This window comes from Streptomyces sp. NPDC086077 (assembly GCF_040686175.1).
GTDB lineage: Bacteria > Actinomycetota > Actinomycetes > Streptomycetales > Streptomycetaceae > Streptomyces.
Map to the genome: position 1 here is coordinate 35,904 of NZ_JBFBJT010000047.1, position 12,807 is coordinate 48,710.

A 12,807-nucleotide genomic window follows, 5' to 3' on the forward strand; every position below is an offset into this window, starting at 1 on the left:
GCACGGGTGGGCGGTCCGGGATGTGAGGGGTGCGACACGGCTGAACCGGCTCCGAGCGCGGTCCGTGGGAAGGGGTGACCGGGTGACGTAAACGGTCCGGAGCCCGCCTGGCCACGCCGGGGCATGCCATGACCAGCCCTTCGACAGGTCTAAACCAATATTCCGTCGACCCTTGTCATCGGGCCACCAGGTCTGATGAGCTGTGGCCTGGGACACAACGGACACCCTTCGAGAGGGAGATGTCGTGAGCAACGAGAGCCTGGCCAACCTGCTGAGCGAGGAGATGGGACAGTGAGCGAGAATCCTTCCCTCTCCAACCTGCTCAAAGAAGAGCGCAGGTTCGCGCCACCCGCCGACCTGGCCGCCAACGCCAATGTCACGGCGGAGGCGTACGAACAGGCCAAGGCTGACAGGCTCGGCTTCTGGGCCGAGCAGGCCCGCCGCCTGACCTGGGCCAAGGAGCCGACACAGACGCTGAACTGGTCGAACCCGCCGTTCGCCAAGTGGTTCGAGGACGGCGAGCTCAACGTCGCGTACAACTGCGTGGACCGGCATGTCGAGGCCGGGCACGGCGACCGCGTGGCCATCCACTTCGAGGGCGAGCCCGGCGACACCCGCGCCCTCACCTACGCCGAGCTCAAGGACGAGGTCTCCAAGGCCGCCAACGCCCTGTTGGAGCTGGGCGTTCGCAAGGGCGACCGGGTCGCCGTCTACATGCCGATGATCCCCGAGACCGCGGTCGCGATGCTGGCCTGCGCCCGGATCGGCGCCGCGCACTCCGTGGTCTTCGGCGGCTTCTCGGCCGACGCGCTCGCGACCCGTATCCAGGACGCGGACGCCAAGGTCGTCATCACCTCCGACGGCGGCTACCGGCGCGGCAAGCCCTCAGCCCTGAAGCCGGCCGTGGACGAGGCGGCCGACAAGGCGGGCAACGTCGAGCACGTCCTCGTCGTGCGCCGGACCGGCCAGGAGGTCGCCTGGACCGAGGGCCGGGACGTGTGGTGGCACGACATCGTCGACGGTCAGTCCGCCGAGCACACCCCGGAGGCGTTCGGGGCGGAGCACCCGCTGTTCATCCTCTACACGTCCGGTACGACGGGTAAGCCGAAGGGCATCCTGCACACCTCCGGCGGCTACCTGACCCAGACGTCGTACACCCACCACGCGGTCTTCGACCTCAAGCCGGAGACGGACGTGTACTGGTGCACGGCCGACGTCGGCTGGGTGACCGGGCACTCATACATCGTGTACGGCCCGCTCGCCAACGGCGCGACCCAGGTGATGTACGAGGGCACCCCGGACACCCCGCACCAGGGCCGCTTCTGGGAGATCGTGCAGAAGTACAAGGTCACGATCCTCTACACCGCGCCGACCGCGATCCGTACGTTCATGAAGTGGGGCGACGACATCCCCGCGAAGTTCGACCTCTCCAGCCTGCGGGTGCTGGGCTCGGTCGGTGAGCCGATCAACCCCGAGGCCTGGATCTGGTACCGCAAGCACATCGGCGCCGACCGCACCCCGGTCGTGGACACCTGGTGGCAGACCGAGACCGGCGCGATGATGATCTCGCCGCTGCCCGGCGTCACCGAGACCAAGCCCGGTTCGGCGCAGACGCCGCTGCCCGGCATCGCCGCCACCGTCGTGGACGACGAGGCGAACGAGGTGCCCGACGGCGGCGGTGGCTATCTGGTCCTCACCGAGCCGTGGCCGTCGATGCTGCGCACGATCTGGGGCGACGACCAGCGGTTCCTCGACACGTACTGGTCGCGCTTCGAGGGCAAGTACTTCGCCGGTGACGGCGCGAAGAAGGACGACGACGGCGACATCTGGCTGCTCGGCCGCGTCGACGACGTCATGCTCGTCTCGGGTCACAACATCTCCACCACTGAGGTCGAGTCCGCGCTCGTCTCCCATCCCTCGGTCGCCGAGGCGGCCGTGGTGGGCGCGGCGGACGAGACGACCGGGCAGGCCATCGTCGCCTTCGTGATCCTGCGGGGCAGCGCGGCGGAGACCGAGGACCTGGTCGCCGAGCTGCGGGGCCACGTCGGCGCCACCCTCGGCCCGATCGCCAAGCCCCAGCGGATCCTGCCGGTGGCGGAGCTGCCGAAGACCCGCTCCGGCAAGATCATGCGCCGTCTGCTGCGCGACGTCGCGGAGAACCGCCAGCTCGGTGACGTCACCACGCTGACCGACTCCACGGTCATGGACCTGATCCAGGCGAAGCTCCCGACGGCGTCCGGCGAGGACTGAGCCCGGCAGGCAAGGGGCATCCGGCGACTGGCGCGCGCGAGGCGGGCGACGGTCGTGCCGGGTGCCCCTTTTGCACGTAACGTGAAGATCACCTGACCGGCCCGCCGCATCTTAGGTAAGCTAAGGAAAGCGTCAACAACGCGACAGTGGTCAAAGGTGCGCCGGGAAGTCTGGTCGGCATGTCGTTCGTGCTGCCCACCGACCGGAGGTCTTCCCGTGACCGTCGCCCGCCCCGCCCGCAAGGTTTTCGCCCGGCTGTCCCTGCCCGAGCGGAACTTCGTCGCGGACGCGCTGCGCACCGAGACGGTCGGCGGTGTGCTGCTCCTCGTCGCCGCGGTCACCGCGCTGATCTGGGCGAACATACCCGGTCTCGGGGACAGCTACGAGACCGTCGCGGGCTTCCACATGGGCCCCGCCGCCCTCGGCCTCGACCTGTCGATCGCGCACTGGGCCGCCGACGGTCTGCTGGCGGTCTTCTTCTTCGTCGCCGGTATCGAACTCAAACGTGAGCTGGTCGCCGGCGATCTGCGTGACCCCAGGGCGGCCGTCCTGCCGGTGGTCGCCGCCCTGTGCGGGATGGCCGTACCGGCGCTGGTCTACACCCTCACCAACGGTCTCGGCGGTGGCTCCCTGGCGGGCTGGGCGGTGCCCACGGCCACAGACATCGCCTTCGCGCTCGCCGTGCTCGCTGTCATCGGTACGTCGTTGCCGAGCGCCCTGCGCGCCTTCCTGCTGACGCTCGCCGTCGTGGACGACCTGTTCGCGATCCTGATCATCGCGGCCTTCTTCACCAGCTCCCTCAACTTCGCCGCGCTCGGCGGCGCACTCGTCGGGCTCGTCGTCTTCTGGTGGCTGCTGCACAAGGGCGTCCGCGGCTGGTACGTCTACGTCCCGCTGGCGCTGGTGATCTGGGCGCTGATGTACAACAGCGGCGTGCACGCCACGATCGCCGGCGTCGCGATGGGCCTGATGCTGCGCTGCACCACCCACAAGGGCGAGGAGCACTCGCCCGGCCAGCACGTCGAGCATCTGGTGCGCCCCCTGTCGGCGGGCCTCGCGGTACCGCTGTTCGCCCTGTTCAGCGCAGGCGTCTCGGTCTCGGGCAGTGTCCTGGGGGACGTGTTCACCAAGCCGGAGACGCTGGGCGTCGTCCTCGGTCTCGTGGTCGGCAAGACCGTCGGCATCTTCGGCGGCACCTGGCTGACCGCCCGCTTCACCCGCGCCTCCCTGAGCGAGGACCTGGAGTGGGCGGACGTCTTCGCCGTCGCCTCGCTCGCCGGCATCGGGTTCACCGTCTCGCTTCTCATCGGCGAGCTGGCGTTCGAGGGCGACGCGGCGCTGACGGACGAGATCAAGGCCGCCGTACTGGCAGGCTCGCTGATCGCGGCGCTGATCGCGACGGTGCTGCTGAAGCTGCGGAACGTCAAGTACCGCAGGCTCTGCGAGGACGAGGAGCGCGACGACGACCTCGACGGCATCCCGGACATCTACGAGGAGCACGACCCGGCCTACCACCTGCGGATGGCGGAGATCCACGACCGCAAGGCCGCCGAGCACCGCCAGCTCGCCGAAATCAGGGCAGCCGAGCTTGCCGAAGTGGGCGGCGGGGCAGGCGATGAGGGCGACGGTCCGGCATGATCTGACGAGACGGTACAAAAGACGGGACCGTACACAGTCAGACACCGACGGACCCCGTACACAGCAGTACGCAGAAGAGGGAGACCGCGATGAGCGCACCCGACGGCAGCCCGGTCGGCGCCGAACGCAGCATCGGCCAGCTGTTCGCCTCGGCGACGGCCGACATGTCGGCGCTGGTGCACGACGAGATCGCGCTGGCCAAGGCCCAACTGAGGCAGGACGTCAAGCGCGGTGCGACGAGCGGTGGCGCGTTCACGGCGGCCGGCGGGCTGCTCCTGTTCTCCCTGCCGATGCTCAACTTCGCGCTGGCGTACGGCATCCGGACCTGGAGCGGGTGGAACCTCGCGGTCTGCTTCCTGCTGTCGTTCGCGGCCAACGTCCTGATCGCCCTCGTGCTGGCGCTGATCGGTGTGGTGTTCGCGAAGAAGGCCAAGAAGAGCAAGGGCCCGCAGAAGGTCGCCGCGTCGGTGAAGGAGTCGGCGGTCGTCCTGCAGAAGGCCAAGCCGCACCCTCGTCCCGAGCGGACCGAGCAGCCCGCGCTTCCCCGGGACCGCGCACCGCAAGCCATCGAGGCTGTGGCACGCTCGTCGTCATGACGGAACCCGACACCCCTTCGGCGCATCCCGCCTCGGTCGTCCGGCCCGAAGGCCCCTGGACGCACCGGGACGTGGCGGCGAACGGCGCGCGCTTCCACATCGCGGAGCTGGGCGACGGGCCACTGGTGATGCTGGTGCACGGCTTCCCGCAGTTCTGGTGGGCCTGGCGGCACCAGATGGTCGCGCTCGCCGATGCCGGTTTCCGGGCCGTCGCCATGGATCTCCGGGGCGTCGGCGGCAGCGACCGCACGCCTCGCGGCTACGACCCGGCCAACCTCGCCCTCGACATCACCGGCGTGGTCCGCTCGCTGGGCGAGCCGGACGCGGCGCTGGTCGGGCACGACCTCGGGGGCTATCTGGCCTGGACGGCGGCCGTGATGCGGCCGAAGCTGGTACGCCGCCTGGCGGTGTCGTCGATGCCGCATCCCCGGCGCTGGCGCTCGGCGATGCTCGCCGACGCGCGGCAGACGGCGGCCAGTTCGCACATCTGGGGGTTCCAGCGGCCGTGGATCCCGGAGCGGCAGCTCGTCGCGGACGACGGGGCGCTGGTGGGCCGGCTGATCCGGGACTGGGCCGGGCCGCGGCTGCCGGAGGACGAGACGGTGGAGACGTACCGGCGCGCGATGTGCATCCCGTCCACGGCGCACTGCTCGGTCGAGCCGTACCGATGGCTGGTCCGCTCGCTGGCGCGTCCTGACGGCATCCAGTTCAACCGCCGGATGAAGCGTCCGGTCCGGGTGCCGACCCTGCATCTGCACGGCTCCCTCGACCCGGTGATGCGCACGCGCAGCGCGGCCGGCTCCGGCGAATACGTCGAAGCCCCCTACCGCTGGCGCCTGTTCGACGGTCTGGGCCATTTCCCGCACGAGGAGGACCCGGTGGCGTTCTCCCACGAGCTGATCAGCTGGCTGAAGGACCCCGAGCCGGACCGCTGAGGCCTCCTGAGCGGGCCTGGGCCACACCCGTCCCGGCGAAGGGTTCCGGACCGGCGGCGCGGCGAACCGATGCGCCCGGTATGCCGAGCGGTACGCCTGTACTACGAACTGCCAATTGCCTGGCGCATAAGCCAATTGGGGGCCGCGGGGGCGGTTATGGACCTTGGGACGGGGCAGACGTCGGGGTATGGGCTGGACGCACGACTACAGTGACGCAGCACGCACTCGCCGCTCGGCCAACGGTCCGGGCACCCACCGCCGGGGAACCCCCCAACTGGCGGCCACGGATCCACGGGTGGGCATCCCGCGCATTCTGCGCCGCCGGGCCCGCTGGGTCTCGGTACGGCTGCGTCACCCGCGCGGCTGATACCCCGGCGGCCCCACGGCCGGGCACTCCCACGAGCTACAGGGCGCAGCTGTCGCTGCCCACCTGCTGGTTCGCCGTACGCCCCTTGGTGATGTCCTCGCGGATCTCGTCCACGGTCAGCGCGTATCCCGTCTCGGCGTCGTCGAGGGACTTCGCGAAGACCACACCGTAGACCTCGCCGTCGGGAGTCAGCAGTGGGCCGCCGGAGTTGCCCTGGCGGACGGTCGCGTACAGGGAGTAGACGTCGCGGCGGACCGTGCCCCGGTGGTAGATGTCCGGGCCGTTCGCCGTGATGCGCCCCCGCACGCGCGCGGAGCGCACGTCGTACGCGCCGTTCTCCGGGAAGCCCGCGACGATCGCGCTGTCGCCGCTCACCGCGTCCTCGCCGGCGAACTTCAGGACGGGCGCGTCCAGATCGGGTACGTCGAGTACCGCGATGTCGCGCTGCCAGTCGTACAGGACGACCGTCGCGTCGTAGCGCCGGCCCTCTCCGCCTATCTGGACGGTGGGTTCGTCGACGCCGCCCACCACGTGCGCGTTGGTCATCACGCGGCGCTCGCCGAAGACGAAGCCGGTGCCCTCCAGAACCTTGCCGCAACTCTGCGCGGTGCCCATCACCTTGACGATGGAGCGCTGCGCCCGGGCGGCCACGGCGCTGCCCGCGAGCGCCGGGTCGGGCGGCTTCACGTCGGTGATGGGCTCGTTGGCGAACGGACTGAAGACCTGCGGGAAGCCGTTCTGCGCGAGGACGGCGGAGAAGTCCGCGAACCAGGTGTCGGCCTGCGTGGGCAACGCCCGGGAGACGCCGAGCAGCACCTTGGAGCTGCGCACCTCCTTGCCGAGCGTCGGCAGGGTGGTGCCGGCCAGTGCCGAGCCGATCAGCCACGCCACCAAAAGCATGGCGACGACGTTGACGAGGGCGCCGCCGGTCGCGTCCAGGGCGCGGGCCGGGGACCAGGTGATGTACCGGCGCAGCTTGTTGCCCAGATGGGTCGTCAGAGCCTGGCCCACGGAGGCGCAGACGATCACCACGACCACCGCGACGACGGCGGCGGTGGTGCTCACCTCCGCGTTGGCGGTCACCGCGTCCCAGATGACGGGCAGTGAGTAGACGGCGACGAGGCCACCGCCGAGAAATCCGATCACCGACAGGATGCCGACCACGAAGCCCTGGCGGTAGCCCACGATCGCGAACCACACGGCGGCGACCAGCAACAGGATGTCCAGCACGTTCACCGCTTCAAGCCTCGCCTCATCACTCCGCGATCACACCTGGTCGGCCGGGGACCCGGCAACAGCACTAGGTCACCCTGTCATGACCGCCAGTCGAGCGGGACCTGCTTGTCGCGGTCCCACGGTCTCTCCCAGCCCGCGTAGTGCATCAGCCGGTCGATGATCCCGGCCGTGAAGCCCCAGACGAGGGCCGATTCGACCAGGAATGCCGGACCTCGGTGGCCGCTGGGATGCAGGGCCGTGGCGCGGTTGGCGGGGTCCGTGAGATCCGCCACGGGGACCGTGAAGACGCGGGCCGTCTCGTTCGGGTCGACGACGCCCACCGGACTCGGCTCCCGCCACCAGCCGAGCACGGGCGTCACCACGAAGCCGCTCACCGGGATGTAGAGCTTGGGGAGCACGCCGAACAACTGCACACCGGCCGGGTCCAGGCCCGTCTCCTCCTCGGCCTCGCGAAGAGCCGCCCACAGCGGGCCGTCGGCCTTGGGGTCGCCGTCCTCCGGGTCCAGGGCGCCGCCGGGGAAGGAGGGCTGCCCGGCGTGCGAGCGCAGCGAGCTCGCCCGCTCCATCAGCAGCAGCTCGGGTCCGCGCTCGCCCTCGCCGAACAGGATGAGCACGGCCGACTGACGGCCGGCGCCGTCCTTCGGCGGCAGGAAACGGCTCAGCTGGCGCGGCTCGACCGTCTCGACGGCGCGCACCACGGAGTCCAGCCAGTCGGGCAGCCCGTCCCTGCTGAGCGCCACCGAGCCACCGCGTGTCTCACTCGCCCGTGCCATCGCCACCCCCGTCGTCCTGATGGTCCAACGCGGCACGGCACCGAGATCGTTCCGGGCGGGGCGTACGCCTCACTGCTTCCGTCATCCGGACCCCAGCGGCGGGGCCGGCTTGCCGCCCGCGTCCAGGTAGGCCTGCGGAGGCTTCAGACGCTGGCCGGGGAAGCCCCCCTTCTCGTACTTGAGCAGCTTCTTCGCCTTCTCGGGGTCCGTCTCGCCCTCGCCGTACGCCGGGCAGAGCGGGGCGATGGGGCAGGCGCCGCAGGCGGGCTTGCGGGCGTGGCAGATGCGGCGGCCGTGCCAGATCACGTGGTGCGAGAGGTCGGTCCAGTCGCTCTTCGGGAACAGCGTGCCGACGGCGGCCTCGATCTTGTCGGGGTCGGTCTCCTCGGTCCACCGCCAGCGCCGGACCAGCCGCTGGAAGTGCGTGTCCACGGTGATGCCGGGGCGGCCGAAGGCGTTGCCGAGCACGACGAAGGCGGTCTTGCGGCCGACGCCGGGCAGCTTGACGAGGTCTTCGAGGCGGCCCGGGACCTCGCCGCCGAAGTCCTCCGTGAGGGCCTTGGACAGCCCGATCACCGACTTGGTCTTGGCCCGGAAGAAGCCGCACGGCCGGAGGATCTCCTCGACCGCCTCGGGGTTGGCGGCGGCCAGGTCCTCGGGCGTCGGGTACTTCGCGAAGAGCGAGGGGGTGGTCTGGTTGACGCGCAGGTCGGTGGTCTGGGCCGAGAGGACCGTGGCGACCAGGAGCTGGAAGGGGTTCTCGAAGTCGAGTTCCGGGTGGGCGTACGGATATACCTCGGCGAGTTCACGGTTGATCCGGCGGGCGCGGCGGACCAGGGCGGTACGGGACTCGCCGCTCGGCGCCTGCGGGGTGGTCACCGTCCTGGCGGGCGCGGCCTTCTTCACGGGAGCGGAGGTCTTCTTGGGGGCGACGGCGGGCTTCTTACGGCCGAGGGTGGCCTTCTTGACCGGGCCGGCGCTCTTGGCGGTGGCCTTCCTGGCGGGGGCGGCACTCTTCGCGGGGGCCTTCCCGGCAGTCGACGACTTCGCGGGGGCGGCCTTCTTCGCAGCGGGCCGTTCGGCCGGAACGGCCTCCTTCGAAGCCACCCGTCCTGCCGCCTTTGTCGCTTTCTCTCCGCCGCCGGAATCCTGTTCGCCCACAGCGGAATCTCGACGTACAACCACCCGCGCAGCCCCCTAGGCCTGTGCTCTCACCGGCGTTTTGGACACCCGGCCAGCCTAAGCCCCGGCACCGACATCCGCCCCGGACCCTGAAGATCAGCGCCCAATTGGACCCCTGCCGCTTACCACTGGACACCGGTGCGGCATCCTTGTGACAGATCACACTGTTTGGACGGTCCGGCAAAATGGGCACCAGGGTGCCTTGGTGCACCGGGGGAGAAAGATCCCCTGAGCAGGTCGACAAGGAGAGAACTCGTGGACGACGTTCTGCGGCGCAATCCGCTCTTCGCGGCGCTCGACGATGAGCAGGCCGCGGAGCTGCGCGCCTCCATGAGTGAGGTGACCCTCGCGCGAGGTGACTCCCTCTTCCACGAGGGCGACCCGGGTGACCGGCTCTACGTGGTCACCGAGGGCAAGGTGAAGCTGCACCGCACTTCGCCGGACGGCCGCGAGAACATGCTGGCCGTGGTCGGTCCCAGCGAGCTCATCGGTGAGCTGTCGCTCTTCGACCCGGGCCCGCGTACGGCGACCGCCACCGCGCTGACCGAGGTCAAGATGCTCGGTCTCGGCCACGGTGACCTCCAGCCCTGGCTCAACGCCCGCCCCGAGGTCGCCACCGCGCTGCTGCGTGCCGTAGCCCGGCGGCTGCGCAAGACCAACGACGCGATGTCCGACCTCGTCTTCTCGGACGTGCCCGGCCGTGTCGCGCGCGCCCTGCTGGACCTGTCCCGCCGGTTCGGCGTGCAGTCCGAGGAGGGCATCCACGTCGTCCACGACCTCACGCAGGAGGAGCTGGCCCAGCTGGTCGGCGCGTCCCGCGAAACGGTCAACAAGGCACTGGCCGACTTCGCCCAGCGCGGCTGGCTGCGGCTGGAGGCCCGCGCGGTGATCCTCCTGGACGTGGAGCGCCTCGCGAAGCGCTCGCGCTGAGGGCTGCCAGGACCGAGGAACCGGGTCCGAGAAACCGGCACCGCGTTGACAACGCCCGCCAAGGGCCTCGACTCCGAGGGCCTGCTCGTGCGCGAGAGCCTGCTCGTGCGCGGGGGCTCGCGCGCGTGCAGGCCCCCTTCCGTCCCGTCGTCGCCGCCCGGGAACGGCTTCCGGACGTGTTCGGCGAATGGTTTGTCGCCTGCCTGAGTACGCCGCTCACCGGGACGGACCTCGCCGAGCTGCTGCCGCGCTACCGGCCCGACAGCCTCATCACGCGTCAGACCAACGGCGACCTCGCCCTGCTGCTCCCCCACTGGCGTGAGCGAGATCGCCGGTGCCGTGGACAGCGATGCCTGCCGGCGGCCGCTCGTGCGGTTCGTGCCGCGACACCTGGTGCGGACGGGGTACACGCTCGTGATGCCCCGCTGGGGCGGCTGGCCAAGTGATCTGGCTCGGATGGCCTCGGTCTTCGGCGCGCGCTGCCTCTCGCGCGCGGAGCAGATGCGTGCGGCGGCCGCCCTCGGGTACGAGCCGACCGGCGAGCGCGCCGTCCTCCAGGCGTACGTCGACGACCTCGGGCCCTGGCTCGCCGAGGAGTACGCGCGCGTGCACGGGTCAAGGCGCCGAGGCCTTGCTGAGCGGGCGTCGGCCCTCGCTCACCGCGATGCGCGCCAGCTTCGTCAGCATCATGCCGTTGCGGACCTTGACGACATAGTCCACGGGAAGTCCGTGCATCCGGATGCCGGGGCCCCGCAGGGGGTGCCAGTCGATGGTGAAGAGGGTGGCGTCGCCCCAGGGGAGCAGGGTCATGGCGATGCGGGCCGCGCCGAACGGGTCGGCCCGCGCCTCCAGTTCGAGGCGGCGCTCGGGTTCGCAGATCCGGACGACGCAGGTGTCGTCGACGGTCAGGGCGCCGACACCGACGCGGACCTTGAGGCGGGCGCCCACCTCGGGCCAGTGCGGGTCCGTCGCGAGGATCTGCTGGGTCCCCGTCACCCACTCCCCGTAGCGGCGGCCGTCGGACAGCAGGCTCCAGACCTCCGACGGCGAGGTGGGGATCAGACGGCGGTTACGGGCCACGCCGGCCACGCTCCTTCCGCAGGACGCAGGACATGTCCTCCAGGGTGCGGGCGGCGCGGCGCGGACGCACCTCGGCCTCAGATGAGCCCGTGCTCCACGAGGTAGTCCAGCTGGGCCCGTACCGACAGTTCCGCCGCCGGCCACAGGGAGCGGTCCACGTCGGCGTACACATGGGCCACGATCTCGGACGGCGTCCGGTAGCCGTCCTCGACGGCCGTCTCGACCTGGGCGAGCCGGTGCGCGCGATGGGCGAGGTAGTACTCCACGGCCCCCTGGGCGTCCTCCAGGACCGGCCCGTGGCCCGGGAGGACCGTGTGGACGCCGTCGTCGACCGTGAGAGACCTCAGGCGCCGCAGGGAGCCCAGATAGTCGCCCAGGCGACCGTCGGGGTGCGCCACGACCGTCGTACCGCGGCCCAGCACGGTGTCGCCCGTCAGCACCGCCCGGTCGGCCGGGAGGTGGAAGCTCAGCGAGTCCGCGGTGTGGCCGGGCGTCGGTACGACCCTCAGCTCCAGGCCGCCGGCCTTGACGACGTCGCCCGCGCCCAGCCCTTCGTCGCCCAGCCGCAGCGCCGGGTCCAGCGCCCGTACCTTGGTGCCGGTCAGCTCCGCGAAGCGGGCCGCGCCTGCCGCGTGGTCCGGGTGACCGTGGGTCAGCAGGGTCAGGGCGACACGCTTGCCGGCCCGTTCGGCGGTGTCGACGACGTTGCGCAGGTGCCCCTCGTCCAGCGGGCCCGGGTCGACCACGACGGCCACCGCCGAGTCGGGCTCGGACAGCAGCCAGGTGTTCGTGCCGTCCAGGGTCATCGCCGAGGGGTTGGGCGCCAGGACGTTGACCGCGCGCGGGGTGGCGGGTCCGGTCAGGACCCCGCCCCGTGGCTGGCCGGGCAGGGCGCTTGCGTCCGTCATGCGGGGGCTCCCCCGGTCGGGATGTGCTTGGTGAACTCGTCGTGCCCCGGCCAGGAGAGCACGAGCTCGTCGCCCTCCAGACGGGCCTGTGCCAGGACGGCCGTCAGATCGCGGCCCGGGGCCGCCGCGAGCGCGTCCGCGGCCGTCCCGTACGCCGTCAGCTGCCGCAGCGTCGCGATGGTGGGCGGCATCATCAGCAGCTCGCCCTTGTCGTAGGACGCCGCCGCCTCGGCCGGCCGGATCCACACCGTGCGGTCCGCCTCCGTGGAGGCGTTGCGCGTGCGCTGCCCCTCGGGGAGGGCCGCGACGAAGAACCAGGTGTCGTAGCGGCGGGCCTCGAACTCGGGGGTGATCCAGCGCGTCCAGGCGCCCAGGAGGTCGGAGCGCAGCACCAGGCCGCGGCGGTCCAGGAACTCCGCGAGGGAGAGGTCGCGCGCGACCAGGGCGGCGCGGTCCGCCTCCCAGTCCGGCCCCGTGGTGTCGCCGACGACCGAGTCGGCGTCCGGCCCGGCCAGGAGGACGCCTGCCTCCTCGTACGTCTCGCGTACGGCCGCGCAGACGATCGCCTGGGCCGCCGTCTCGTCGACGCCGAGCCGGTCCGCCCACCACGCGCGCGTGGGGCCCGCCCAGCCGACGTGGCGCTCTGCCCCGGCCTCGCGGCTCCGCTCGGGCAGGGAGAAGCCCCCGTCCCGTGGGTCGACTCCGCCGCCCGGGTACGCGTAGGCGCCCGCCGCGAAGGCCATGGAGGCACGGCGGCGCAGCATGTGGACGACGGGGCCCGAGCCGGTGTCCTTGAGCAGCATGACCGTGGCCGCGCGCTTGGGGGTCACCGGCGTGAGCGAGCCCGCCGCCAGCGCGCGGATCCGGTCCGGCCACTCCGGGGGGTACCACTGACCGTTCGCCATGGGCGCG

At 71.3% G+C, this 12,807-nt stretch carries 12 protein-coding genes and 1 pseudogene; 7 read left to right on the plus strand and 6 right to left on the minus strand.

All coding sequences use genetic code 11. The features are described from left to right. Positions 1–291 precede the first annotated feature (291 nt). The 5 genes from acs (at position 292) to AB0O67_RS16240 (ending at position 5,786) form a co-directional block, all read left to right on the plus strand. On the plus strand, positions 292–2,250 hold the full coding sequence (gene acs, locus AB0O67_RS16220) for an acetate--CoA ligase (RefSeq protein ID WP_365450415.1): 1,959 nt from the start codon (positions 292–294) through the stop codon (positions 2,248–2,250). Positions 2,251–2,466: 216 nt separating this feature from the next. Beyond that, positions 2,467–3,888 (plus strand): Na+/H+ antiporter NhaA, encoded by a 1,422-nt coding sequence (gene nhaA / locus AB0O67_RS16225; RefSeq protein WP_365450417.1) that lies wholly within the window; start codon positions 2,467–2,469, stop codon positions 3,886–3,888. 89 nt (positions 3,889–3,977) lie between these two features. Beyond that, a complete protein-coding gene (locus AB0O67_RS16230; RefSeq protein WP_365450420.1) occupies positions 3,978–4,484 on the plus strand; it encodes a phage holin family protein in 507 nt (168 codons plus the stop codon). Beyond that, positions 4,481–5,419, plus strand: a complete 939-nt coding sequence (locus AB0O67_RS16235; protein WP_365450422.1) for an alpha/beta hydrolase — start codon at positions 4,481–4,483, stop codon at positions 5,417–5,419. Before AB0O67_RS16230 ends, AB0O67_RS16235 begins: the two co-directional genes overlap by 4 nt. A 187-nt stretch (positions 5,420–5,606) precedes the next feature. After that, positions 5,607–5,786: a hypothetical protein gene (locus AB0O67_RS16240; RefSeq protein WP_365450424.1), complete on the plus strand. Its 180-nt coding sequence runs from the start codon at positions 5,607–5,609 to the stop codon at positions 5,784–5,786. A gap of 36 nt (positions 5,787–5,822) precedes the next feature. Here the strand turns inward: AB0O67_RS16240 and AB0O67_RS16245 are convergent, their stop codons facing one another. From AB0O67_RS16245 to nth, 3 genes are all read right to left on the minus strand, one after another. After that, positions 5,823–7,022 (minus strand): MarP family serine protease, encoded by a 1,200-nt coding sequence (locus AB0O67_RS16245; RefSeq protein WP_365450427.1) that lies wholly within the window; start codon positions 7,020–7,022, stop codon positions 5,823–5,825. A gap of 77 nt (positions 7,023–7,099) precedes the next feature. Then, complete coding sequence (locus AB0O67_RS16250; RefSeq protein WP_365450430.1) at positions 7,100–7,795, minus strand: CoA pyrophosphatase; 696 nt, start codon at positions 7,793–7,795, stop codon at positions 7,100–7,102. A gap of 81 nt (positions 7,796–7,876) precedes the next feature. After that, the gene (gene nth / locus AB0O67_RS16255; RefSeq protein WP_365450433.1) at positions 7,877–8,902 is read right to left on the minus strand and encodes an endonuclease III; all 1,026 of its coding nucleotides are present in this window, start codon (positions 8,900–8,902) and stop codon (positions 7,877–7,879) included. Between the two features lie 330 nt (positions 8,903–9,232). Between nth and AB0O67_RS16260 the strand changes: the two genes are divergently transcribed. Both AB0O67_RS16260 and AB0O67_RS16265 read left to right on the plus strand, forming a co-directional pair. Beyond that, entirely contained in the window at positions 9,233–9,907 is a 675-nt protein-coding gene (locus tag AB0O67_RS16260; protein ID WP_351138581.1) for a Crp/Fnr family transcriptional regulator, read from the plus strand. Between the two features lie 188 nt (positions 9,908–10,095). Beyond that, positions 10,096–10,528, plus strand: a pseudogene (locus AB0O67_RS16265) (nucleotidyltransferase); the annotation flags it as partial. Here the strand turns inward: AB0O67_RS16265 and AB0O67_RS16270 are convergent. From AB0O67_RS16270 to AB0O67_RS16280, 3 genes are all read right to left on the minus strand, one after another. After that, positions 10,523–10,987, minus strand: coding sequence for an SRPBCC family protein (locus tag AB0O67_RS16270; protein ID WP_365450435.1), 465 nt, complete (start codon positions 10,985–10,987; stop codon positions 10,523–10,525). The pseudogene AB0O67_RS16265 and the gene AB0O67_RS16270 overlap by 6 nt on opposite strands. Before the next feature lie 77 nt (positions 10,988–11,064). Continuing rightward, on the minus strand, positions 11,065–11,895 hold the full coding sequence (locus AB0O67_RS16275; RefSeq protein ID WP_365450437.1) for an MBL fold metallo-hydrolase: 831 nt from the start codon (positions 11,893–11,895) through the stop codon (positions 11,065–11,067). Then, the gene (locus AB0O67_RS16280; RefSeq protein ID WP_365450439.1) at positions 11,892–12,800 is read right to left on the minus strand and encodes an NUDIX hydrolase; all 909 of its coding nucleotides are present in this window, start codon (positions 12,798–12,800) and stop codon (positions 11,892–11,894) included. The genes AB0O67_RS16275 and AB0O67_RS16280 overlap by 4 nt, the downstream gene beginning before the upstream one ends. Positions 12,801–12,807: the final 7 nt, after the last annotated feature.

Coding starts and splice junctions, on each gene's coding strand:
- AB0O67_RS16250 (WP_365450430.1), bottom strand. CDS start 7,795: ATGGCACGGGCGAGTGAGACACGCGGTGGCTCGGTGGCGCTCAGCAGG.
- AB0O67_RS16280 (WP_365450439.1), bottom strand. CDS start 12,800: ATGGCGAACGGTCAGTGGTACCCCCCGGAGTGGCCGGACCGGATCCGC.
- AB0O67_RS16230 (WP_365450420.1), top strand. CDS start 3,978: ATGAGCGCACCCGACGGCAGCCCGGTCGGCGCCGAACGCAGCATCGGC.
- AB0O67_RS16240 (WP_365450424.1), top strand. CDS start 5,607: ATGGGCTGGACGCACGACTACAGTGACGCAGCACGCACTCGCCGCTCG.
- AB0O67_RS16275 (WP_365450437.1), bottom strand. CDS start 11,895: ATGACGGACGCAAGCGCCCTGCCCGGCCAGCCACGGGGCGGGGTCCTG.
- AB0O67_RS16235 (WP_365450422.1), top strand. CDS start 4,481: ATGACGGAACCCGACACCCCTTCGGCGCATCCCGCCTCGGTCGTCCGG.